Source organism: Nocardia sp. SYP-A9097, from assembly GCF_009649815.1.
Lineage (GTDB): Bacteria > Actinomycetota > Actinomycetes > Mycobacteriales > Mycobacteriaceae > Nocardia.
In genome coordinates, this window is record NZ_WJIC01000009.1 from 108,344 (window position 1) to 132,351 (window position 24,008).

General features: G+C 66.1%; 20 protein-coding genes. 9 read left to right on the top strand and 11 right to left on the bottom strand.

The window, feature by feature from the left end; genetic code table 11:
• Positions 1–17: 17 nt before the first annotated feature.
• Positions 18–884, top strand: a complete 867-nt coding sequence (locus tag GFY24_RS19850; RefSeq protein WP_153806563.1) for an NAD(P)H-binding protein — start codon at positions 18–20, stop codon at positions 882–884.
• Positions 885–933: 49 nt separating this feature from the next.
• Here the strand turns inward: GFY24_RS19850 and GFY24_RS19855 are convergent, their stop codons facing one another.
• The 5 genes from GFY24_RS19855 to GFY24_RS19875 all read right to left on the bottom strand — a co-directional run bounded on the left by GFY24_RS19855 (position 934) and on the right by GFY24_RS19875 (position 8,691).
• Positions 934–1,377, bottom strand: coding sequence for an SRPBCC domain-containing protein (locus GFY24_RS19855; RefSeq protein WP_153806564.1), 444 nt, complete (start codon positions 1,375–1,377; stop codon positions 934–936).
• A complete protein-coding gene (locus tag GFY24_RS19860) occupies positions 1,374–1,724 on the bottom strand; it encodes a helix-turn-helix transcriptional regulator (protein WP_228566470.1) in 351 nt (116 codons plus the stop codon). Before GFY24_RS19860 ends, GFY24_RS19855 begins: the two co-directional genes overlap by 4 nt.
• 75 nt (positions 1,725–1,799) lie before the next feature.
• Positions 1,800–4,562 (bottom strand): phosphoenolpyruvate carboxylase, encoded by a 2,763-nt coding sequence (gene ppc, locus GFY24_RS19865; RefSeq protein ID WP_153806566.1) that lies wholly within the window; start codon positions 4,560–4,562, stop codon positions 1,800–1,802.
• 87 nt (positions 4,563–4,649) lie between these two features.
• Positions 4,650–7,328 (bottom strand): GNAT family N-acetyltransferase, encoded by a 2,679-nt coding sequence (locus tag GFY24_RS19870; RefSeq protein WP_153806715.1) that lies wholly within the window; start codon positions 7,326–7,328, stop codon positions 4,650–4,652.
• A 124-nt stretch (positions 7,329–7,452) separates the two neighbouring features.
• Positions 7,453–8,691, bottom strand: coding sequence for an acetoin utilization protein AcuC (locus tag GFY24_RS19875; protein WP_153806567.1), 1,239 nt, complete (start codon positions 8,689–8,691; stop codon positions 7,453–7,455).
• A gap of 213 nt (positions 8,692–8,904) precedes the next feature.
• Here GFY24_RS19875 and GFY24_RS19880 point away from each other — a divergent pair, with 213 nt between their 5' ends.
• Both GFY24_RS19880 and galE read left to right on the top strand, forming a co-directional pair.
• A complete protein-coding gene (locus tag GFY24_RS19880) occupies positions 8,905–9,591 on the top strand; it encodes an iron dependent repressor, metal binding and dimerization domain protein (RefSeq protein ID WP_309231073.1) in 687 nt (228 codons plus the stop codon).
• A 3-nt stretch (positions 9,592–9,594) separates the two neighbouring features.
• Positions 9,595–10,578 (top strand): UDP-glucose 4-epimerase GalE, encoded by a 984-nt coding sequence (gene galE, locus GFY24_RS19885; protein WP_153806568.1) that lies wholly within the window; start codon positions 9,595–9,597, stop codon positions 10,576–10,578.
• A 19-nt stretch (positions 10,579–10,597) separates the two neighbouring features.
• On the opposite strand, the gene GFY24_RS19890 is transcribed toward galE, so the two are convergent.
• Positions 10,598–11,797 carry a DUF4192 domain-containing protein gene (locus GFY24_RS19890; protein WP_153806569.1) on the bottom strand — a complete coding sequence of 400 codons (1,200 nt, stop codon included), beginning with the start codon at positions 11,795–11,797 and terminating at the stop codon, positions 10,598–10,600.
• A gap of 190 nt (positions 11,798–11,987) precedes the next feature.
• Positions 11,988–12,407, bottom strand: a complete 420-nt coding sequence (locus GFY24_RS19895) for a VOC family protein (protein WP_153806570.1) — start codon at positions 12,405–12,407, stop codon at positions 11,988–11,990.
• 92 nt (positions 12,408–12,499) lie between these two features.
• Here GFY24_RS19895 and GFY24_RS19900 point away from each other — a divergent pair, with 92 nt between their 5' ends.
• Positions 12,500–13,441, top strand: a complete 942-nt coding sequence (locus tag GFY24_RS19900) for a YafY family protein (protein ID WP_153806571.1) — start codon at positions 12,500–12,502, stop codon at positions 13,439–13,441.
• A 127-nt stretch (positions 13,442–13,568) separates the two neighbouring features.
• Positions 13,569–14,084 (top strand): hypothetical protein, encoded by a 516-nt coding sequence (locus tag GFY24_RS19905; protein WP_153806572.1) that lies wholly within the window; start codon positions 13,569–13,571, stop codon positions 14,082–14,084.
• A gap of 51 nt (positions 14,085–14,135) precedes the next feature.
• On the opposite strand, the gene GFY24_RS19910 is transcribed toward GFY24_RS19905, so the two are convergent.
• On the bottom strand, positions 14,136–14,810 hold the full coding sequence (locus GFY24_RS19910) for a DUF5642 family protein (protein WP_153806573.1): 675 nt from the start codon (positions 14,808–14,810) through the stop codon (positions 14,136–14,138).
• 257 nt (positions 14,811–15,067) lie between these two features.
• Between GFY24_RS19910 and GFY24_RS19915 the strand changes: the two genes are divergently transcribed.
• The 4 genes from GFY24_RS19915 to speD all read left to right on the top strand — a co-directional run bounded on the left by GFY24_RS19915 (position 15,068) and on the right by speD (position 21,097).
• On the top strand, positions 15,068–16,018 hold the full coding sequence (locus tag GFY24_RS19915) for a PAC2 family protein (RefSeq protein ID WP_153806574.1): 951 nt from the start codon (positions 15,068–15,070) through the stop codon (positions 16,016–16,018).
• A 58-nt stretch (positions 16,019–16,076) separates the two neighbouring features.
• Positions 16,077–18,587 carry a DUF3516 domain-containing protein gene (locus GFY24_RS19920; RefSeq protein WP_309231074.1) on the top strand — a complete coding sequence of 837 codons (2,511 nt, stop codon included), beginning with the start codon at positions 16,077–16,079 and terminating at the stop codon, positions 18,585–18,587.
• 171 nt (positions 18,588–18,758) lie between these two features.
• Entirely contained in the window at positions 18,759–19,874 is a 1,116-nt protein-coding gene (locus tag GFY24_RS19925) for a type III PLP-dependent enzyme (RefSeq protein WP_153806575.1), read from the top strand.
• An 8-nt stretch (positions 19,875–19,882) separates the two neighbouring features.
• Positions 19,883–21,097 (top strand): adenosylmethionine decarboxylase, encoded by a 1,215-nt coding sequence (gene speD, locus GFY24_RS19930; protein ID WP_153806576.1) that lies wholly within the window; start codon positions 19,883–19,885, stop codon positions 21,095–21,097.
• A 75-nt stretch (positions 21,098–21,172) separates the two neighbouring features.
• On the opposite strand, the gene GFY24_RS19935 is transcribed toward speD, so the two are convergent.
• From GFY24_RS19935 to GFY24_RS19945, 3 genes are all read right to left on the bottom strand, one after another.
• Positions 21,173–21,661, bottom strand: a complete 489-nt coding sequence (locus GFY24_RS19935; RefSeq protein ID WP_153806577.1) for a hypothetical protein — start codon at positions 21,659–21,661, stop codon at positions 21,173–21,175.
• A gap of 146 nt (positions 21,662–21,807) precedes the next feature.
• A complete protein-coding gene (locus GFY24_RS19940) occupies positions 21,808–23,118 on the bottom strand; it encodes a class I SAM-dependent methyltransferase (protein ID WP_375336066.1) in 1,311 nt (436 codons plus the stop codon).
• Positions 23,119–23,269: 151 nt separating this feature from the next.
• On the bottom strand, positions 23,270–24,004 hold the full coding sequence (locus GFY24_RS19945) for a hypothetical protein (protein ID WP_153806579.1): 735 nt from the start codon (positions 24,002–24,004) through the stop codon (positions 23,270–23,272).
• Between the last annotated feature and the right edge of the window lie 4 nt (positions 24,005–24,008).

Here is a 24,008-nt window from a genome sequence, read left to right on the forward strand (position 1 = left end):
GCGGCACCGTTGTGGGCATGATCGTTATCACGGGTGCTACAGGCACCATCGGCAGTGAAGTTGTGCGGCAGTTGGCGACGCGCGGTGAACGCGTGCGCGCGGTGACGCGGAATCCCGAAGGGGCGCGGGTTCCTTCGGGGGTGGAGGTGGTGCGCGGGGATTACGCGGACACGGCTGCCATGGCCGCCGCGTTCGAAGGCGGCGAGGCGGCGTTCATTGTGGGGCTGCTCGGGCCGGAGTTCGTGGAATTGGATCGGGCGCTGGTCGCGGCGGCGCGAGACGCCGGGGTGCGGCGGATTGTGAAGCTGTCGACCATCGGGACCGGGGAGCCGGACCTGGGCCGGGTGGGGACCTGGCATATGCCGGGTGAGCAGGCGGTGCGGGAGAGCGGGGTGGCGTGGACCATCCTGCGGCCCAGCAGTTTCGGCAGCAATACATTGAGTTGGGCGGCACCGATTCAGGCGGGGCAGCCGGTGCCGAACCTGACCGGGGAAGGCGCGCAAGGCGTCATCGACCCCCGTGATGTATCCGCGGTCGCTGTCGAGGCCCTACTCTCGGACGCGCACTCCGGGCGGGTCTACACGCTCACCGGCCCCGCGGCGCTGACCGCCGCCGATCAGGCCGCGGAGATTGCCAGCGCGCTGGGCAAAACCGTTGAGACAGTGGATGTTCCGCTCGACCAGGCGCGGCAGCACATGCTGGCGGCGGGCATGTCGGAGGAGTTCGCCGATGGCGCGCTCGCCGGTCAGGAGTATGTCCGCACGGGACGCAATGCCACGGTCACCGACGATGTTCGGCAGGTGCTCGGTCGCGCGCCGCGAACCTATGCGGACTGGGTGCGCGACCATGTGGACGCATTCGGGTCGCGGACGAGTCTGCACTGACGGCGGTGGATTGCGGATATCGCCGCCGTGAGTGCACACTCGCGCTGGGTTATTCGGCCGCGAGGACCCGTTGCAGGCCGTCGAGCATCGAGGCCCAGCCTTTGCCCATAATACCGCGGGTGCGCTGGGCGGTGGCATCGTCGGGGTCGAAGCCGGTGTGGGTGAACAGGATTCGGGTGCCGCGACCTTCGGGGCGGAGCTCCCAGGTGATGATCCAGCCGGTGCGGGCCTCGGCATTGGCGTCGTCCCAGGTGAGGCGCAGGCGCTGTGGGGCAATGGCTTCCAGGACCTCGCCGCGGATTTCGCCGGAGAAGTCCTGGCCGGGCATGGGCTGGGTCTTCATCTCGAAGATATTGCCCGCGACGGGTTCGAAGCCGATCGGCTGCATCATCCACTGCCCCATCAATTCCGGGGTGGTGAGTGCACGCCACACCTTCTCCGGCGGATGCGGGTAGTAGTGGTCGAGTTCGATGGTGGTGAGGTCGTCGCTCATCGGTGGTCCTTATCGGAGTCGGGGTTGTCCGGCATGGTGTCGAGCACCTCACCGAGGGCGTGCAGCCGCTCCCGCCAGTAGCGTTCGAACGGGTCGAGCCAGGACTGCAATTCGTGCAGGGGATGTGGTTCGACGCGGTAGAAGCGCTGGCGGCCGCGCTTGTCCTCGGCGACCAGCCCGGCCTCGCGCAGCACCTTGAGATGCTCGGAGACGCTGGGCCGGGCCATATCGAAGTGTTCGGCCAGGGCCTGCACCGACTGTTCGCCCGCGAGCAACAGCTCGAGGAGGTCACGCCGCGTCGGATTCGCCAGGGCGCCGAACACCCGATCGGCGGTGCCGGACTTCATGCGGTAGGGCATAACCCACCATAGGTAGGACTTCCCCTACCTGTCAACCGTAGGTGTTTTCCTACCGAATACCGGCTATCCGGAGTTGCGCAGGGCGGTGGCCAGGCCGTTCATGGTGAGCAGAATGCCGCGCTCGACCAACTCCGAGTCATCGCCCGCGCGACGGCGGCGCAGCAGTTCGACCTGTAGCTGGTTGATCGGTTCCAGATACGGGAAGCGATTGTGGATCGACTCGGCCAGGGCCGGGTTGTCCGAGAGCAGTTCATCGGTGCCGGTAATGGCGGCGTGCATGCGGGCGGTCCGGCCGAATTCATCGCAGATCATGCCGAAGACGGTGGCGCGCAAGGCTTCATCGGGCACCAGCTCGGCATAGGTCGCGGCGATATCCATATCGGCCTTGGCCATGACCTGCGCGAGATTGGAGAGCACGGTCTGGAAGAACGGCCAGCGCCGATACAGCTCGGACAACTGCGCCAACCGCGCGGGATCATCACCGATCCACTCCTGGATGGCGGACCCGGTGCCGTACCAGCCGGGCAGCATGACCCGGGATTGACTCCAGGCCATCACCCAGGGAATGGCGCGCAGGTCGTATACCGAGCTGGTCGGTTTCCGCGAGGCCGGGCGACTGCCGAGATTGAGATCGGCAACCTCCGCGACCGGGGTGGAGGCGCGGAAGTACTCCACAAAGCCGGGCCTCTCATGCACCAGGCGCGAATAGGCTCGGCGCGCAAGCTCGGCCAGCTCGTCCAGGACCGCGTAGGCGGGTTCGGCATCGGCGCCGAGCCCCTCCACATCCAGCAGGGTGGATTCCAGCGTGCCCGCCACCAATGCCTCCAGATTGCGGTAGGCGGTGCCCGCCTCGGCGTATTTGGTGGAGATGACCTCGCCCTGCTCGGTCAGGCGCAGCGACCCGCGCACCGCGCCGGCGGGCTGAGCCAGGATGGCGTCATAACTGCGGCCGCCACCGCGACCGACGGTCCCGCCGCGACCATGGAAGAGCCGCATACGGATTCCGGTTTTGCGCGCGGTATCCACCAGATCCAACTCCGCGCGATACAGCGCCCAGTTGGCGGCCAGATATCCGCCGTCCTTATTGGAGTCGGAGTACCCGAGCATGATCTCCTGCCGCATACCGCGCGCCTGCACCAGACGTTTGTAGGCCGGCACTTCCAGTGCGGCGGAAAGGATTTCGGCCCCACCGCGCAGATCGTCGATGGTTTCGAAGAGCGGCACCACACCCACCGCGCTGGAGGGCGGGGTATCGGCATCGCCCGGATCGAGGATGCCCGCCTCCTTGAGCAGCAGCGCCGCCTCCAGCATGTCACTGACCGAGGTGCACATGCTGATGATGTAGTTGGGCACGGTATCCGGGCCCAGATCATCGAGGGCGGTCTTGGCGGCGCGCACCACGGCCAACTCCTTGGCCGCGAGCTCGCTCAAGTGGGCGCTGGGCCCGACAAGTGGCCTGCGCGTGGTCAATTCGGCCGCGAGCAACTCCACCCGCTGCGCCTCGTCCAATGACGCGTAGTCCGAATGCACACCCGCCCAGGCGAACAGCTCGGCCACCACCTGCTCATGGGTCTCCGAGTTCTGCCGCAGATCCAGGCCCTGCAGATGGAAGCCGAAGGTCTCCACCGCGCCGCGTAGCGCGGCGAGCTGATCATCGGCGAGCAGACCGTCACCGGAGGCGCGCATGGCGGCGTCGAGCACATTCAGATCGGCGAGCAGCTCCCCCGATCCGGCATACGGCTCGGCCATGACATCGATTCCGTCCGAAGGGATTTCCCCCAGGGACTGCCGGGCCGAGGCGCTGAGCCGGGCCCGAATCGCGCGCACCGCCCGCCGATACGGTTCGTCGGCGCGCTGCGGCGAATCATCGAATCCGGCATCGGCGAGCGCCGCCAGCTCCGGTGTCACCGGCACCAGCCGCGCCGACTGCGAGAGCGACTTCTCCAGCTCCACAAGGCTTTTCAAATACCGTTCGAAGGCGACGGTGCCCGCGCGGTGGGTGGCGCGGTGCACCACCTCGGCGGTGACATTGGGATTACCGTCGCGGTCGCCGCCGATCCAGGACCCGGGCCGCAGGATGGGGCGGGAGAGCAGTTCATGTTCGGGCCAGCGGGTGCGCAAGGCGGCCCGCACATCCGCATTGATCTTCGGAATGACCTCGAACAGGGTGAGGTCGTAATATCGCAGCCCGACCTCGATCTCGTCCTGAATACGCAAGCGCGCCAGCCGAATCAGCGCCGCCCGCCACAATTGCAGCACCTGCCGCCGAATATCGGTGTCGATGGCGGCGAACTCGGGTTCATATTCGCCATAGCGCTGGCGGGTGCGCATAAGTTCGGTGATCCGGGACTGCACATCGAAGATGGTGCGCCGCCGCGTCTCGGTAGGATGCGCGGTGATGACGGGCGAGACGAGGGCATCGCCGAGTAGATCGGCGACCAGGTCACCGTCCGGCAGCGCGGCGTCGAGTTTTCGGTAGGTGGCCGCCAGACTGGAGTCCTGGGGTGGCTCCCCCGCCGCGATATGCACCGCACGCCGGCGATCACGCTGCAGGTCCTCGGACAGATTGGCGAGCAGCAGGAAGTGGCTGAAGGCTCGAATCACCGGTATGGCGGTACCGATTTCGAGATCGCGCAGCATATCCGCGACCGCGCCACGATCCACCTCGGAGCGCCGGATCTTGAACGCCTCCACCCGGACCCGTTCGATGAGGTCGAAGACCTCCGGTCCCTCATGATCGCGAATCGTGTCCCCGAGGATCCCGCCCAGGAACCGGATGTCATCGCGCAGTGGCGCGGTCGCCGTCTCGATCTGGTTCTCCCGCATACGATCACCTCTCCATGCCGACGATTCTTGTTCCATCTCAACCCATCTCGGCCGCGCTGCCGCTGTGAGTCGTGCCATAGGCCCGGTTCACGCCATACGGCGCGGCCCGATATCGAAACGGCTGGGCTCCGGGCCGATTCGCACCCGGCTGTACAGCACCGCGGCCCCCTCGGGCGCGGCCATAATCGGTTCGCACTGCAATTCGCGCACCTCGGGCAGGTCGTCGCAGAGCGCCGAAATGCGTTGCGCCAGTTCGGCGAGGGCCGCCCGGTCCACCGGTTTGCCGATATCGCGACCGCGCACGTGGCCCGAGAGCAAAGGCGCGGCGCGTGGTGCGTCGATGAGCTCGGCCGATTCGGCCTCGGTGAGCGGTAGGGCGCGATACACGCGGTCGCCGAGCAGATCGATGATGGTGCCGGACAGGCCGAAACTGATCACCGAACCGAACGACGGATCATCCTGCACCCGAAAACCACAGCCGACACCCTTGGTGGCCATGCGTTGAATGTGGACGGGATTGCCGGAGATCTCCGACAATTCGGTGAACCCGCGCCGTACCGCATCCGAGCGCCACAGATCCAGCCGAACACCGGTCAGGTCGGGGCGATTACGCCAGATCTCCCCGGTCGCCTTGGCCGCCACCGGATAGCCGAGCTCCTCGGCGGCGGCCACCGCGGCATCGGCATCACGCACCTCGCGGAATTCCACGACGCGAATGCCGTAGCAGCCCAGCAGTTCCGCGGCCTCCAGATCCGAGAGCCAGTGACCGGTCTCCGCATCCATCAACTCGGCGACGAGTTCCCGCGCCCGTACGGTGTCGACGCCGGCGGGGCGTGCGATCGGCGAGGCCGGGCGGGTGCGCCAATCCGCATAGCGCCGCACCCGGGCCAGGGCGCGGGCCGCGCGCTCCGGATCGCCATAGGACGGAATGGAGCCGCGCTCGAGCATGCCGCCCGGACCGCGTGTGGCGAGCAGATTCGACATGCCCTGATCGGCGACGAAGGTGGTGAGAACCGGTGTGTCCGGATCGGATTGCGCACCGGAGCGAATGGCCTCGGCGAAGTCGGCGACCGCGTTCGGCACGGGCGGTGAGTAGACGACGATGACCGCGTCCACCGCGCGATCGGTGACCGCCGCGGAAACCGCGGTCAGGAAGTCGACCGGTCCGGCCTGCGGACCGAGCTGGATCGGCTCCCCCACCGTGAGCCCCTCACTACGACCAGCGTCCACCGCGAGCCAATTCAGCGCGGCGCTATTGCCGATCACCGCCAGCCGTGGCCCGGCGGGCAGCGGCTGATACGCCAGCAGCATGGCACAGTCGAAGAGCTCGGTAATGGAGTCGACCTGGATGATGCCCGCCTGCGCGAACAGGTTCCGCACCAGTGAGCGGTCGAGATCCGCCTCACCCTCCACGCGCACCACATTGCGGCCACTGCTCACGGCCACAATGGGTTTGGTGCGCGCCACCCGGCGGGCGATACGGGAGAACTTGCGCGGATTACCGAAGGTCTCCAAATACAGCAGCACCACATCGGTGCCGGGATCGCTGTCCCAGTACTGCAACAGGTCGTTACCGGAGACATCGGCGCGATTACCCGCGGAGACGAAGGTGGACAGGCCCAACTGACGTGCCGCCGCCTCGCCGAGAATGGCCGCGCCCAAAGGGCCGGACTGGCAGAAGAATCCGATACGACCGCGTCCCGGCAGCACCGAGGCGAGGGTGGCGTTCAGCGATACCGCCGGATCGGTATTGGCGATACCGAGCGCGCTCGGACCCACCACGCGCATACCGTGCGAGCGCACCGCGTCGACGAGTTCACGTTCGGCGGCGTGACCGTGCGGCCCGGTCTCGGAGAATCCGGCGGTGAGCACCACCAGGCCCTTGACACCCTTGGCCATGCAGTCATCGAGTACCGAGCCGATTTCGGCTGCGGGAACGGCGATTACGGCGAGGTCCACCTCATCGGGGATATCGCGCACCGTCGGATACGCGCGCACCCCGCGCACGGCGGTGCGATTGCGGTTCACCGGGAACACCGGTCCCTGGAATCCGCCGGACAGCAGATTGGCCAGCACCGCGCCGCCGACCCGGGTCGCCAGCGGTGTCGCGCCGATCACCGCCACCGAGCGCGGTGCGAGCAGATTCCCGACACTGCGCGCCTCGGAGGCGCGTTCGCGCGAATCCCGTACGGACAGCAGCGCTTCGGTGGGATCGATGGCGAATTCCAGGTGCAGCACCGAACCGTCGCGGCTGCGCTGCACCTGATATCCGGCATCGCGGAAGACCGTCACCATGGCGTTGTTCTCGGCGAGCACCTCCGCCACAAAGGTTTCGATGGCGTTCTCGGCCGCGGCGCCCGCGAGATGCTCGAGCAGAATCGACCCCAGCCCGCGCCCCTGATGCTGATCGGCGACCACGAACGCCACCTCGGCCGAGCGCGCGCCCGCCCGCTCCGCCAGATACTCATACCGTCCGACCGCGATGATGTCGTCCCCGAGTTCGATCACCAGCCCGACCCGATCGCGATAGTCCACGTGCGTGGTGCGATACAGATCCTTGGCCGTCATCCGGGGATAGGGCCCGAAGTACCGCAGATACCGAGTGCGGTCCGAGAGCCCGGTATGAAACCGCTCCAAACTTCCCGCGTCATCGGGCGTAATCGGGCGCAGCCGAACCACACCGCCATCCGATGCCAGCACATCGGCGAACCAGTGCTCGGGGGGAGGCGGCGGAATCGCCGGCGTGCCAGGCGTATCCGCGGGCAGCGGTGGCGGGCTCGCGCCCGGTTGACCGGATGCGGCCGCACCGCTCGCACCGGTGCCGAGTTGGCCCGCGCCATTGCCCGCGCGGGATGCGCCCGCGCCGGGTTGTGGTGCGGGGTCGGCGGATTCAGTCACGGGGATCCTCCGGATCCAGGCCGAGCAGTCCGAAAGTCGCTCGGCGGGTTGCCAATATGGATGTGTCCAGGGCGCGGCGGGCACGGTCGGTGCGCTCGTCACCGGTTTCCCGGCCACCGCCCGGACCGTCCCAGCGGGCGAAGGTGGTGTCCGCGCCATCGCCCATGGTGCCGGGCGCGGCGACGGTCGGCGCGTACGCGCCGACCAAGTCCTTCCACTGCTGCGGAATCTCGGTGTCCGGATCGATATCCCGGTCCAGGGCGGCAGCGAGCAGGTGCGTCCAGGCGCGTGGGACGACTCGGATCAGTCCGTACCCACCGCCACCGACCGCCAGCCAGCGCCCCTCGGCGTACCGATCGGCCAGATCACGCATGGCGATGAAGGCCGCGCGCTGACCGTCCACGCTGAGTTCCATATCCGCCAGGGGATCCTCGCGGTGCGTATCGACCCCACACTGGCTGACCACGATCTGCGGCCGGAATGCCGCCAGCGCACCGGGCGCTACCGCGTGGAAACCGCGCAGCCACAATTGATCCCGGGTGCCGGGCATGATCGGCAGATTGATGGCCGTGCCCTCGGCCCTACCCGCACCGGTCTCCTCGGGCCATCCGGTATTGGGCCACAGCGTCGCCGGATGCTGGTGAATCGACATGGTCAGCACGCGCGGATCCCCATAGAACATGCGCTGCACACCATCTCCGTGATGTACATCCACATCGAGATAGGCGATCCGGTCGAACCCGTTCTCCAGCAGCCACGAAATCGCGACCGCCGCATCGTTGTACACGCAGAACCCGGCCGCCGAATCCGGCATGGCGTGATGCATCCCGCCGCCGATACTCACCGCCCGCCGGGTGCGCCCCGACGCGATCTCCTGCGCGGCGGCCAAAGTCCCGCCGACAATCACCGAGGCCGCCTCGTGCATATGCGGAAATACGGGATTGTCCGCCGACCCGAGTCCGAACGGCGGCGCGGCCGGCACGATGCCCGCCGGTTGCCGAGCGTGCTTGACCGCCTCGATGTAGTCGTGCGTGTGCACCCGCAACAGCTCGGACTCCCCCGCCATTTCGGGTGTGAGCGTCTCGACCCCGTCCAGCAGTCCCAGACTGTCCGCCAGGGCCATGGTGAATTGCAGTCGCACCGGACGCATCGGGTGTTCGGGCGTCCATGTGTAGTCCAGGAACCTATCGCTCCAGACAACGGTTCCATCTCCACGCGCGGGGTCGGACATACCTGCCACGCTAATGCGTCCCCGCGCTCCGTAAGCTTTTGACACCGCGGACGCCGCCCGGCCGTCATTCCGGGACGGCACGCGTGTGACCCGGGATACCCGTGGGGAACACGCAGCCCGTCCTGGATGTTCTCCCGACGTTCGCAAAATATGCTGTCGCCCGGTGTAGCCGCCGCGCATGGGTAGAATTCGTGCCGACGAAGGGGTTAACAGGTGAAGGATCTGGTCGACACCACGGAGATGTACCTCCGTACCATCTACGACCTCGAGGAGGAGGGCGTTACGCCCCTGCGCGCTCGCATTGCCGAGCGCCTCGAACAGAGCGGGCCCACGGTGAGCCAGACAGTGGCCCGGATGGAGCGCGACGGTTTGCTGACCGTTGCCGGTGACCGCCACCTCGAATTGACCGACAAGGGTCGCGCCATGGCCGTATCGGTCATGCGCAAGCACCGGTTGGCCGAACGACTGCTCGTCGACATCATCGGGCTGGACTGGGAGAACGTGCACGCCGAGGCCTGCCGCTGGGAGCACGTGATGAGCGAGGAGGTGGAGCGCCGCCTGGTGGAGGTGCTGAACAACCCCACCACCTCCCCGTACGGCAATCCCATTCCGGGCCTGGACGAACTGGGCGTGGTGCCGAGCGCGGGCGGCGAGGAGAAGCTCATCCGCCTCTCGGATCTGCCGTCGGGCCAGTCGGCCGCGGTGGTGGTGCGCCGCCTGTCGGAGCACATCCAGACCGATCCCGAGGTCATCGGCCAGCTGCGTGAGGCCGGAGTCGTTCCGGACGCGCGCGTGACCGTGGAGACCAAGCCCGGTTCGGTGATCATTCTGGTGCCGGGTCACGAGGGCTACGAATTGTCCGACGAGATGGCGCATGCCGTCCAGGTGAAGTTGGTCTGAGACTTGAAACTGCTGGTTACCGGAGGCGCGGGCTACGTCGGCGGCGGGGTCGCACAGGTCCTGCTCGAAGAAGGCCACGAGGTGGTGGTCGTCGATGATCTTTCGACCGGCAATGCGGACGGTGTCCCCGCCGGAGCGAAGTTCGTCGAGGGCGATATCGCCACCGCCGGAGTAGACCTGATCGCGGCCGAATCCTTCGACGGCGTCCTGCATTTCGCGGCGCAGTCGCTGGTCGGCGAGTCGGTGGTACAGCCGGAGAAGTACTGGCACGGCAATGTGGTCAAGACCCTCACGCTGCTGGAGGCCATGCGGGACGCGGGCACCCCGCGCCTGGTCTTCTCCTCCACCGCGGCGGTGTACGGCGAACCGGAGCAGGTGCCTATCGTCGAGGACGCGCCGAAGGCTCCGACCAATCCGTATGGCGCGTCGAAACTCTCGATCGATTACGCCATTACCTCGTACGCGGCGGCGCACGGGCTCGCGGCCACCAGCCTGCGGTACTTCAATGTGGCCGGTGCCTATGCCGGGCTCGGCGAGAACCGGGTGGTGGAGACGCATCTGATCCCCCTCGTATTGCAGACGGCGCTGGGCCATCGGGATTCGATCTCGGTCTTCGGCACCGACTATCCGACGCCGGATGGCAGTGCGGTGCGCGACTACATCCACATTCGCGATCTGGCGCGGGCGCATCTGCTGGCGCTGACCCAGTCGCAGCCGGGTGTGCATCGCATCTTCAATCTGGGTAGCGGGACCGGTTTTTCGGTGCGCGAGGTCATTTCGGCCTGCCGCAAGGTGACGGGGCTGCCGATCACCTCGGTGGACGCGCCGCGCCGCGCCGGTGATCCGGCGGTGCTCATCGCCTCCAGCGATAGGGCCATGGCCGAACTCGGCTGGCGACCCGAGCACACCGATCTGGACGAGATCGTCACCGACGCCTGGGATTTCCTGCGATCGCTCGGCGATCGCGCGCACAGCGCACGCAAATAAGCTCGCTCCGCCGCGGCTCTCACGGGTGCTCCGATCGCAGATCGACGCCCAGATCCGCGGCGGCTTCGCGTCCGGCCTCGGCCAAGCGCCGCAATCGATCCGGGTGCATACCCGTCTGCAGGCCGAGGTCGAGCAGATTCGCCATGCGATGTGATTCGTCGGCGGCCAGCGCGGCCTCCAGCGCCACCCCGGCGAGCGGACCGTCTCCGCGCGCATAGGCCGCGTAGCCGAGCAGCATGGCCGCCTCGGCGCGTTCGGGATCGGGCAGGGCGCGGGTCAATTCGAGCCAGAGGGTTTCCGCCGCATCGGCATGCACGCCGAGGATGAGCCCGAAGAGAATGTCGCGCACGGTCCGATCACGCAGCGCGACAGCCACTTCCGCCAGATCGGCAATCGCCGGCAGCGTCCCCGCCTCGATACTCGCTATCTGCGTGAGCACGATTCGCAGTGCGGCTCGACTGTAGAAGTTCGGCTCACCCCGGCTCACGGCATGCGCGAGACGGTCGGCGGCGACCTCGGTCGCGGCCGCGAGCAGAGCCGGCATCTTGTCCCGCACAACGGCATTCACCGCGACCGACTCGATCAGTTCATCCCGTGAGCCCCGGATAGGGCGGCCCTCCAGCACATGTTTGAACGTCACCGGCGAGGTCGACGGATCGGGCTGAGTGCCCCGGCGCGCCGGACCGAGCAGGCTCCACCACGGCAGATCGACCGCGATCGCGCGCACCGCCCACGCCCCGGCGAGCGGAACCTCCTCGGCATCGAGGCGATGCTCGAGCGCACCGATGAGATCGCGGTGTTTGCGCGATCGCACACCGCGATGTCGTTCGACGGGCGTGGTCGCCCGATCATCGATGATCAGCGCCAGCACGGCCACCGCGGTTCCGCGCACACAGACGCCGGCCACCCGGTCCAGCAACTCCCCCGTGGCAACGCGCCCCGGATTGTCCAGATCCATTCGTGCCACCACATCGATCGCGGCCTTACCGGATTCACCCGGTTCGGCGCGCAATACGGTGATCACCAGCGATCTGGCGGGTACGAATCCGAGCATGGCGGGCACCGCGGCAATGAGCTCCCCCGGGTCTCGCAAATGCGGATCAGGTTCGGGGGGTGGGTCGGCGCAGTCGGCGGGCAGGGGTTCGGGCGGCGTGGGTTCGGCGGGCGTTGTCATGCGGTCGAGAGTGCGCGGCGGCACCGTCACGGCTCCGGCTTCCACCTGGCGTTTTTCGATGCCTGTGGAATTCGGTTCGCGCTGTGCGTTATTCGGCGTGGCGCGGCCCCGGGATCGCGAATCTGTCGGTGCCCGCTGTTACGGTCCGCCGCGATGAGCAAAACTTGAAATGGAATCGTTTCATTTCACCCGACCGGCCGCCGCCGCGCTGTTACAGTCCGCCTCGGCACGCCCCTCACGTGCCGGAAGGAGTGATACGTGCCTGCGCGAGCATTTCGAGGTAGTGCGGGTTGGACATGATGCCGAGGACATTTCCGAACGGGTCGACGACCGCGGCGGTGACGAATCCGGTGCCCGCCCCACGCTCGGTAATCGGCTCGAACTCCTTCGCGCCCATGCTCAGCAGCCGTTCGAAAGTGGCCTTCAGATCATCGACATGCCAGTTGACCACCTGACCGCCGGGCCGATCCGGATGACTCGGCGCGAATTTGCGATTGATCAGGCCGAGCTCGGCCTGGTAGTCACCGATGCGGAATTCGTAGTACCCGCCCGGGACCGTGAAATACGGTGCCGTGCCGAGGAATTCGCTGTACCAGTCCTTGGCGGATTCCAGGTCGTCGGCGTAATAGGTGACGGTGGCCATTCCACACAGCATGTCGATCTCCTTGGTCGTTCCGATGTCGATACAGCAATCATCGGCGGCAAAGTGCTCACCGAATGAGCACTTTTACGGGCAAAACTTTTCTCATGCGAGCCGATCGATTGGTAGCCACCCTGTTGTTCATGCAGACCCGCGGCCGAGTGACCGCGGCCGAGGTCGCGACCGAACTCGAGGTCTCGGTGGCGACCGCGCGCCGCGATCTGGAAGCGCTCTCCACGGCCGGTATTCCGGTGTATCCGCAGGCCGGACGTGGTGGCGGCTGGGCGCTGGTGGGTGGCGCGCGCACGGATCTGAGCGGTTTGACCGCACCGGAGGCACAGTCACTGTTCCTGCTGCTCGGCCCGATGGCGACGGCCCTGCCGGCTACTCGCTCGGCGCTGCGGAAGCTATTGCGCGCCTTGCCACCATCCTTCCGCACCGATGCCGAGGCGGCGGCCGGCGCGGTGATCGTCGATCCGGCGCGCTGGGGTGAGCGCGATGCCCAGGCCCCGGCTCCGGTCGAGGAGTTGCAGCGGGCGGTGGTGCGCCGCCGCAAGGTGCGCTTCGACTACGGCCGCGGCACCGCCCGCACGCGGCGGACCGTCAACCCGTGGGGTCTGATCGACAAGGACGCCATCTGGTACCTGATCGCCGGAACCGAACGCGGGCAACGGACCTTCCGTGTGGATCGCATGGCCGACATCGAGATCATCGGCGAAACAGCGCACCGCCCGGACGATTTCGATCTGAATACCGCCTGGTCGGAAGTTGTCGAGGAGGTGGAGCGGCATCGTGCGACGCTCTCGGCGACGGTCCTGGTGCCGGACCCTCTCCTGGCGGTACTACGGCATCAGCAGGGCAGACACTGTGAGGTCGACGGCCCGATTCCGGGCGGCCGCACCAGGGTTCGCATTACCGCCCCGAGCCCGCTCATGATCGCCCAGCAGCTGGCGGGCTGGGGTACGGCCCTCGAGGTCACCGAACCGGAGTCGGTGCGATCCGAATTGGCGCGCCTCGGTGCCGAGCTGGTAGCTCGGTATGACACCTGACGCATCCGCTGCACAGTCATGCGATAACCTAATCATGTTGCAGCACTTTCGATTTCACCGAATCGGAGGGTGCCCCGCTGTTACAGTCCGCCCGGCACCCGTCGGTGGTGCCGGAAGGAATTACGCAATGACGAGAACACTTCTGAGGGTGAGCACCGCCGCCGCCTTCACCGCCCTCGCGGCCCCCGCGCTGCTGGCCGGATCCGCCGCCGCGGATATCGCCGATATCAGCGTGATCGGCCTGATTCCGGGCAAATCGTGCACCGTGGCCGATGGTTGTTCGATCATCGCCGGACTCTCCGGTGACAACAAATTCGGCCAGGTCGAGTTCCTGATCAATGGCGCGAGCATCGGAACCGTCACGCCCGCAGCCAATTCCGGTGTGGTGACGGCCTCGATCGACTGGCATCCGACCGCGACCGGCAGCTACACCATCGGGGTGCGGCAGGGCCTGTCCATGTCGACCATCGTCTATCCGGTCGGCGCGCCGAACTCGCTGTGCTCTTTGCTGCCGAGCGGTTCGTCCAGCGGTTCGGGCGGTAGCGGCTCCGCGAGTGGTTCGTTCGGAAGCGGCTCCGCCGGAAGCGGTTCGGCGGGCAGCGGCTCCGCGGGTTCGGGTTCGGGCACCGGTTCGGCCTGCTGATTCGGTGCGCGGGAGCCGGGCAGGCAGGGGTCGGCTCCTCCCGCGCGGGTTTCAGCCCTTGCGGACCTTGGTCACCGCGGTGGTGAAGAGGGTATCGAGGGACTCGGCGTCGGCCTTGCCATCGCTGAAGGACATATAGGTGACATTGATTCGCACATCACCGATCTGGCCGAGCAGGGTTTGCATATGCCGCGTCATGCCGGCACTGCCGGATTCGGAGCTGACGGTGCGCCGCAGGGCGAGGGTGTCGTCGGCGTCCAGTGGCGGTGGCGGATCCATTTCGGTGGTGATGGTTGCGTTGGCGCCAGCGCGCGCGACCTTCACGGTTCCGCAGCGCTGCAACTGATCTCGCAGGGTGGCGAGATTCTGATCGGTGCGCACCAGTTCCACGGTGAGGGTCGCGCGGGCGTGGTCGTCGGTGCCGACCATGACCACGGGTCCGGCGGTGGGGGCCTGCGGTGCGCAGGTGGCAGGATCGATGGTGGCACCGGGCAGTACACCGTCGAGATCGCCGGCGGCCTGGCCCGCCGCATCGACCGGCAGGGTCACCGCCTCGTAGTGGGAAGGAAATTGGGATGCGCCGGGCAGCAGCCGGGTGAGTCCGCTGTCGGTGTGCACGATGGTGACCGAACTCTGCGAAGCCGTCGGGTTGCCGGATATCGTGCTGTCGCCGCAGCCCGCCAGTACTACTGCCGCTATCGCGATCCCCACGGGGCGGAAGGACATTCGGGACAACCTGAGAGTGGGCGTAGGGCAGGGCGCGCAAGCCACCTGCCGACCCGACGAATCCGGCACGGTCACCCGTCCACTATGCCGAATATCTGCTGTTCACACCGAATGCCACGCCGCCTGGCGAGCCGTCGGGAATGCGTGTCCGGGTGTACCGCGTTGCAGCCGGGGTGCGGGCGATGCACGACCTGTCGGCGCATGAGGGACAATGGGTAACGGGTCGCGCAGGTGGGCCACGCAGGAAGGAGTACGCGATGGACTACGAGTCGCGAATGTACGAGCTGGAGTTTCCGGCTCCGCAACTGTCGTCGGCCGACGGTGCCGGTCCCGTACTGGTGCACGGGCTGGAGGGTTTCACCGATGCCGGGCACGCTGTTCGCCTGGCCACCACGCATCTGCGCGAAAGCCTGGAGAGCGAACTGGTCGCCTCGTTCGATATGGACGAGTTGCTCGACTACCGCTCTCGCCGCCCGCTAATGATGTTCAAGACCGATCACTTCTCCGAATACACCGAGCCCGAGCTGAATCTGTGGGCCGTGAAGGACACCGCGGGGACACCCTTCCTGCTGCTGTCCGGCCTGGAGCCGGATCTGCGCTGGGAGAAGTTCGTCACCGCGGTGCGTTTGCTGGCCGAACAGCTGGGCGTGCGACGGACCATCGGTTTGAGCGCGATTCCCATGGCGATTCCGCATACCCGCCCGCTGGGTGTGACCGCGCATGCCAGTGACAGCGATCTCATCGGCGATCATCAGCGCTGGCCGGGTGAGTTGCAGGTGCCGGCGAGTGCGTCATCGCTGCTGGAGTACCGGATGGCGCAGCACGGGCATGAGTCGGTCGGCTTCTCGGTGCATGTGCCGCACTATCTGACCCAGACCGCGTATCCCGAAGCGGCGCAGACGCTGCTGGAGAATGTGGCCGAGAACGCCGGGCTGGAACTGCCTTTGGCGGCGTTGAGTGAAGCGGCCGCGCGGGTGCGCGAGCAGGTCAACGAGCACATCTCCGGCAACTCCGAGGTGGAGAATGTCGTGCAGGCCCTGGAGCGGCAGTACGATAGCTTCGTCACCGCGCAGGAACGCCAGTCCAGCCTGCTGGCACCGGACGCGGATCTGCCCACCGGTGATGAGCTGGGCGCGGAGTTCGAGAAGTTCCTGGCCGAACAGTCGGGGTTCAGCGAGGGCGATGAAAGCGGCGAGTCGCACCGATAGCGGAGGCGAGCTGCCCGCCGTGGGCGGAGCCGGGCAGATCGCCCAGTAACGTAGTGGCGTGCAGCTATCCGAACTCGTCCCCGATCAAGCCGTACCCGATGTGGACGCGGATTGGCTGTACGAGACCTTCACCGATTGGACGACCTCCCAGGACCTGACGCTGTATCCGGCGCAGGAGGAGGCGTTGCTCGAGCTGTTCACCGGGTCGAATGTCATTCTGGCCACGCCCACCGGGTCGGGTAAGTCGCTGGTTGCGATCGGCGCGCATTATGCGGCGCTGAATCGCGGGCAGCGCAGTTACTACACCGCGCCGATCAAGGCCCTGGTGAGCGAGAAGTTCTTCGCGCTGTGCGAGGTGTTCGGGGCGGATCGGGTCGGCATGGTGACCGGTGACGCGGCGGTGAATCCGGATGCGCCGATCATCTGCGCGACCGCGGAGATTCTGGCGAATCTGGCGTTGCGCGAGGGCGAGAAGGCCAATGTCGGCCAGGTCATCATGGATGAGTTCCACTACTACTCCGATCCCGATCGCGGATGGGCGTGGCAGGTGCCGCTCATCGAATTGCCGGGCGCGCAGTTCCTGCTCATGTCGGCGACGCTCGGTGAGGTCGACTTCTTCGCGGAGGATCTGCGGCGGCGCACCGGGAATGACACGGCGATCGTGTCCGGTGCGGAACGGCCTGTGCCGCTGAGCTTTTCGTATGTGCGCACGCCGATCCCCGAGACCCTGGAAGATCTGGTGACCACCAGTCTCGCGCCGGTGTATGTCGTGCATTTCACGCAGGCCGCGGCCATCGAACGCGCGCAGGCGCTGATGAGCGTGAACTTCGCGTCCAAGGCGGAGAAGGACGCGATTGCCGAGGCGCTCGGCGAATTCCGGTTCGCCACCGGATTCGGTAAAACGCTGTCGCGGTTCATTCGGCACGGCATCGGCGTGCATCACGCGGGCATGCTGCCCAAGTATCGGCGGCTGGTGGAGAAGCTGGCCCAGGACGGACTGCTCAAAGTCGTCTGTGGCACAGACACTCTCGGCGTCGGCATCAATGTGCCGATTCGTACCGTGCTGCTGACCGGGCTCACCAAATACGACGGCGTGCGTACGCGCAGGCTCAATGCCCGTGAATTCCACCAGATTTCGGGTCGCGCCGGTCGCGCCGGATTCGACACCATGGGCACGGTCGTGGTGCAGGCTCCCGAGCACGAGGTGGAGAACGCCCGGCTCATCGCCCGCGCCGGGGATGATCCCAAGAAGCTCAAGAAGGTTCAGAAGCGTAAGCCGCCGGAGGGTTTCGTCTCCTGGTCCGAGGAGACGTTCGACCGGCTGGTCTCGGCCTCCCCCGAACCCATGCTGTCGCGCTTCAATGTCACCAATGCCATGCTGCTGAATGTCATTGCGCGCAAGGGCAATTGCTTCTACGCCATGCGACATCTGCTGGAGGACAATCACGAACCGCGGGCGGCGCAGCGTAAGCACATTCTCAAGGCCATCAAGCTGTATCGGGCGTTGCGGGACGCGGGTGTGGTGCAGCAGCTCGACGAGCCCGACGAGTTCGGCCGTCATGCCCGGTTGATGGTGGATCTGCAACGTGATTTCGCGCTCGATCAGCCGCTGTCACCGTTCGCGCTGGCCGCGTTCGAACTGCTGGACAAGGAGTCGCTGACCTACACCCTCGATGTCATCACGCTCATCGAATCGACCCTGGAGAATCCGCGGCAGTTGCTGATGGGGCAGCAGCACAAAGCGCGCGGGGTGGCGGTCGCGGAGATGAAGGCCGACGGGATCGAGTACGAGGAGCGGATGGAGCTCCTGGAAGAGGTCACCTGGCCCAAGCCCCTCGCCGAAGAGCTGATTCTGCCGGCCTTCGAGACGTACAAGGCCGGTCACCCGTGGGTGTCCGAGTTCGAGCCCGCACCCAAGTCCGTGGTGCGCGAAATGGTCGAGCGCTCCATGACTTTCGCCGAATTGGTGTCACAGTACGAGCTGGCGCGGTCGGAGGGCGTGGTGCTGCGCTATCTCGCCGACGCGTATCGCGCGCTGCGGCGCACCGTGCCCGAGCAGGCGCGCACCGAGGAGTTGGACGACATCACCGAGTGGCTGGGCGAGCTGATTCGCCAGGTCGACTCGAGCCTCCTCGACGAGTGGGAGCAGCTCACCAATCCGGGCGCGGAGACCGATACCGAACAGTTGGCGTTCGGTGCGGAATCCGTACGTCCCATCTCCGCCAATGAGCGCTCATTCCGGGTACTTGTCCGAAACGCCCTGTTCCGGCGGGTCAACCTGGCCGCGCTGCACCACTGGAACACGCTCGACGATTTCGAGGACGAGCTGGACTGGGAGGCCGAACTCGAGCCCTACTTCGCCGAGTACGACGAAATCCGCACCGGCCCCAACGCGCGCGGCCCGAAGCTGTTCCAGGTGGAGAAGCGGGGCGAGTTCTGGCATGTGCGGCAGGTCCTGGACGACCCCGCCGGGGACCATGGCTGGAGTATCAACGCGGTCGTTGACCTGGCCGAATCCGATGCGGCGGGCGAGGTCGTATTCGACGAGGTGAGCATCTCGGCGGGCTGAGGTGGTCACACTCTCGTAAGGTCGCGGGGCCGCCTTCGGGCGGCCTTTCGGCGTTAAGGTGACCTAGTCGTTTGCTCGCCAGTTCGTTTTCCGACGCCAACCGCTGCTATTCTCGCTGGCTGTTGCCCGAGGCCGTTTCGCACGGCCCGAACAGTGGGGAGTTCCCTTAGATTGACCGTTTCAAACTCTCGCGAGTCGCCCTGCCTCGTCGTCGACCTCAACCTGGTGCGCGCCAACTACCGCGCCCTGCACGCCGCGCTACCCACCGCGCGAATTCGCTTCGCCGTCAAGGCGAGTCCCCTACCGGAGATCATCCGGCTGCTCGACACCGAAGGCGCTGAGTTCGATGTAGCCAGCGTCGGTGAGATCGAACTCTGCCTGGCGCAGGGGGTTGATCCGGCCGTCATGTGTTACGGCAATCCCATCAAGAAGGCCGGCCATATCGCCACCGCGTACGCCGCGGGCGTGCGCCGCTTCGCCTTCGACACCGAGGACGATCTACAGCGCATTGCCGAGCATGCACCGGGCTCCGAGGTCGAGTGCCGATTCCTCGCTTCGGCTCCGCAGTCGCAGACGCCGTTCGGCAACAAGTTCGGTTGCGCGCCCGATGAAGCCGCGCAGCTGCTGGTGCGCGCGCACGATCTGGGATTGCGGGCCGGCGGCCCGTACTTCCATGTGGGTTCGCAGCAGCTGGACCCGCTCGCATGGCAGATCGGTATCGAACAGGCCGGCGCTATCGCGGATGCGCTGGTGGCCAAGAACATTCCCGTATCGGTGGTGAATATCGGTGGGGGACTACCGATTTCGTACGCCGATGCGGCTCCCGGCGTGGATGAGCTGGGCGCGGTCATCACCGCGGCCGCCACCCGCCATCTCCCGGAATACACCGCTCTGATCGTGGAACCCGGTCGCGCCCTTGTGGGTAACACCGGAGTGATCCACTCCGAGGTGGTGAATGTTCGCCAGGCGCCGGACGGGCGGCGCTGGATATACCTCGATATCGGTCGCTACAACGGCATGGCCGAAACCGAGAACGAGTACATCGCCTACCGTTTCCAGACCGATCGCGATGACGATCCGGTGGCCGAGGCGGTCGTCGCTGGTCCGACCTGCGACGGCGACGATGTACTGTATCAGCGCACGCGTGTCCTACTTCCGACCACGTTGCGAGCCGGTGATTCAGTTCGAATCCTCGAGACCGGCGCCTATACGGCGAGCTATTCGTCGGTGTCCTTCAACGGTTTTCCGCCTTTGACTGTTCATGTCACTGGCGCTGAGCGAGAGTGAGTTTAGCCATGACGGCAGAATTCACCGGCTGGCATGTGCTGGCCGAGTTCGGTGGTGTCGATGCGACCCTCTGCAACGACCTGGAACGACTCGAAGCCGCACTTCGAAAATCGTTGGTCGCCGCGGGGGTGACCATCTGTGATGTCGTGCGCAAGCAGTTCGAGCCGCAAGGTGTCACCATCCTGGCACTGCTGGCCGAGTCGCACGCCTCCATCCACACCTACCCCGAGTCCGGCGATATCTTCGTCGACGTATTCACTTGCGGCAGTATCGGTTCCGGCGCCACCAAGGCGGTTGAGCTACTGCAGCAGGAGCTTTCGCCGGGGACCGTCAATATGGAGGTCATCCAGCGCGGGCACAGCGCGCGCCGTATTCATGAGCCGGTCGGCGATGGTCTGACTCGCGTGTGGAACATGTCCGAGATCGTTGTCGACACGAACACTCCGTTCCAGCACATGGTGATCGCCAAGACCGAGCAGGGCCTGTCGCTGTTCTCCGACGACGATCGTCAGTCCACCGAGTTCTCGCAGCTCACCTACCACGAGGCCATGCTGGTCCCCGGGTACGCGCTGGCGGAGAAGCTGGACAAGGTGCTGATTATCGGTTCCGGCGAGGGCGTCGCGTCGCAGATGTCGGCGGCGGCGGGCGCTTCGCTCGTCGATCACGTCGATATCGATCAGCTGGAGGTGGAGCTGTGCGCCGAGCACCTCCCCTACGGCTACTCGCAGGCGGATCTGGCCGAGGCGGTCGCGCACAACGGCCCGATCAAGATGCATTACGCCGACGGCTGGGACTTCTTGGCCAAGGCCGAGGCCGCGGGCGTGCGCTACGACATGATCTGTATCGACCTCCCGGACGAGCGGGTCGAGGACGCGCAGCACAATCGCCTGTACGAGGACGACTTCCTCAACCGCTGTAAGGCGATCCTGGCCGAGGGTGGTGTGCTCGCGGCTCAGGCCGGCTGTCAGACCATGTGGCGCAATGAAACTCTGAAGCGTTCGTGGACCCGGTTCCACAACCTGTTCGAGACCGTCGTTCCGTATGTGAGCGATGAGCACGAATGGACCTTCATCTTCGGTACTCCGAAGGCGATCGCGGATCCGGTCGCGAAGATGACCGCCACGCTGCCGACGCTGCCCTACAAGGCGGAGACCATCGACGAGCGGGCGATTATTCGCGGTGCGATCGAGCCGCACGCTCTGCGCGTGGGTGCCACGGTCTAGTTCGACTCGGCGCCAAACGTACTGTGCCCGTACGGATCTGCGGATCCGTACGGGCACAGCGCTGTCAGCGGTCGATCAGCTGATCTGAACGTTCATGCCCAGGGTGAAGGTGTGGCCCTTCGAGGTGCAGGTGAGGCCGCCACCGCGGGGCTGACCGCCGAGGCAGCTGACGCCCGCGTAGTCGAAATGCGTTCCCGCGTAGACGTTTCCGTCGGGGCGCGGGACGTCGCTGAGCCAGCGGCTGCCGGGTCGGCCGTGCTGCCCGGTCAATCCGAAGGTCGGATGGGCGGGCAGGCCGGAGCCGTCGATGACGACATCGCTGATCGGAATGAAGCCCCACAGATTCATGCCCGGGGTGAGGTCGCAGCCGACATCACCGTTCGCGTGAATCGCACAGTTGGTGCGGCCCGAATCCGAGAAGTACAGGGTGTCGCCGTCCAGGAAGTCGGCATTGTTCGCCTCGAGAACGCCCGAAGCGGAGGCCACCCCCTGCCCCGCCATGGTCAGCGCGAACGCCGCCGCCGCTACCCCGAGTACAGTAGTCGCCCGCTTGATCATCGCCATATGTCGCGAAATCCTTTCCGTAACAAAATTTGTCGCTTACTTTCCATCCCTCGACCCAATGCCCCGAACGCCGGCACCGGCGGGCTTATTCCAAGCTAACTGATCTCGCGACCGGATCCGGGCACCTTGCGGGGATCGGTTTGCGGTCAGCTCCACGCGCGGCGGGTTGCGGGCATACCGGTACGACCGTCCGGGTTCGGTACGACAGCCAGCACCTGATGCAGGCCGAGGCCGCCGTCTTCGAAGCCCAGGGCGGAGGCGGCCATATAGAGGCGCCAGATTCGGGCTCGACCCTCGCTGGTCATCGAGACCGCTTGCGGCCAAGCACTTTCCAGGTTTGCCACCCAATTCCGGAGGGTGATGGCGTAATGCTCGCGGAGGGATTCGACATCGCGGACTTCGAATCCGGCGCGCTGCATGGCGAGGATGGTTTCACCCACATCCAGGAGTTCGCCATCGGGGAACACATAGCGGCCGACAAAGGATCGGGATCCCATGACCGAACCACCCGGGGACGAGATGGCGTGGTTGAGCAGGCGGCCTTCGGGGTGCAGGAGGGTGCGCAGGGTGTCGAAATATGCTGCGGCCCTTTTTGTTCCGACATGTTCGAACATTCCGATCGAGGAGATGGCGTCGAATTCCTCGCCACGCAGATCGCGGTAGTCCTGCAGGCGGATTTCGATACGCGCGGACAGGCCCGCATCGGCAATACGTTCGCGGGCGAGTTCGGCCTGGGCGGCGCTGATGGTGACGCCGACAACCTGGGCGTCATAGGTGGCCGTAGCGTGCATTGCCATTGCGCCCCAACCACATCCGACATCCAGCAGGCGCATACCGCGACGATCGCCCAAACCCAGTTTGCGGCAGATCAGATCATGTTTGGCGCGCTGCGCGCCTTCGAGCGACACGGCTGGGTCCGCGCCGCTGTGCCCGTCGTCATCCGGTCCGACGAATCGTGCGCACGAGTAGGTCATGCTCGGCCCGAGCACCAGCCGATAGAAGTCATTGCCGACGTCGTAATGATGGCTGATGGCCGCTGCGTCACGGCCTTTGGTGTGCAGTCCGCCGCGCACCGGCCGGGCCTCCTCGGGCGGCGGCTCCGGTCGGCGCCCGACCGCCCCCAATTGCCGGGCCGCGCCGAGTGCCCGCCACGCGGAGTCCAGCCCGAGTCGGGCATCGCGAGGCGCGGTCGACTGCAACGCCCGCAGCAGGACGAAAATGTCACCCTCGAGATCCACCTCCCCCGAAACCAGTGCCCGCACCAACCCGAGTTCCCCTGGCGCCCAGATCAAATGACGCAACGCGTTCTTCGATCGCACCCGCATCACCCCGGCACACTCCCCCGCCGGGACGATGGCACTCCCATCCCAGAACTCGAACCGCACCGGCGATTCACGCCCCACCGCGGCATGCAATAGAGGCTCGAACGCTTGCGCAACAGTCGCCATGTCGCCCATCCGACCACTATGGCATCCACCATTGCGCCCTCCGGGTTGGACGCGCGATCAGGGGGTACTCATGGCCGCGATTCCGCGGCGAGTCGCGACATCATCACCCCCTGATCGCACGTCCAGCTTCGTGAGACCGACCTAGGCCGAATACGCCGGATCAGGCGATTACGGTGGAGAGCCAGTTGTCGTACGTCGGGTCCAGGCAGATGCCGAGCAGGGCAGCCAGTTCGGCGGTCACGGCGGGGGCGATTCGGACGCAGCAGGCCCTGCTGTCGAAACTCATTGGGGTACACAGGAATTCGAGTGCGCGGGCGGCCCACTCGGCCGGGATTTGATGCAGGGCACGGTCTACCAGAACACCGTCGGCGTTACGGCTGCTGGTGAGAGTCCAGACCAGTGGGGCGTCGGAGGGTTGTAAGCCGGTGTCGCAGAGGCGGCATTCGAGTTCGCCGTGGAAAATGCTGTGGCGAGAGCATATTTCGAGATAGCAGCGATTCGGGGGCACCGCCCAGTCGCCCATCCACGAGTTGTCGACCGGTGCCGGGGAGAAAGCTTCGAGCATCGCGGCGAAGGCTTGCAGGGACTCGATATTGACGGGCTCGTAGTGGAGTCGATGCCAGCCGTCGCGCCGCAGGGCACGCCGCATTGTGCGGGTGAAGAAACTGTATTCGCCTCGATCCCCGGTCCACGGAATTTCGTCCAAGTCGAAGCCGTCGGTTCCGCGCCCTTGGCGCCCGCCGAAATCGCAGAAGTACAGGACCAGGTGCTGTTCCCAAGGGGTGCGCGCGATCGGAGTCCCAGCCAGCGCCATCACATCGAAGAACACTTCGGTGCCGCCATTGCTGAAGTAGACGCTCGCACCGATTGCGCGAGCCCCGAACTTGTTTCCCACCAAT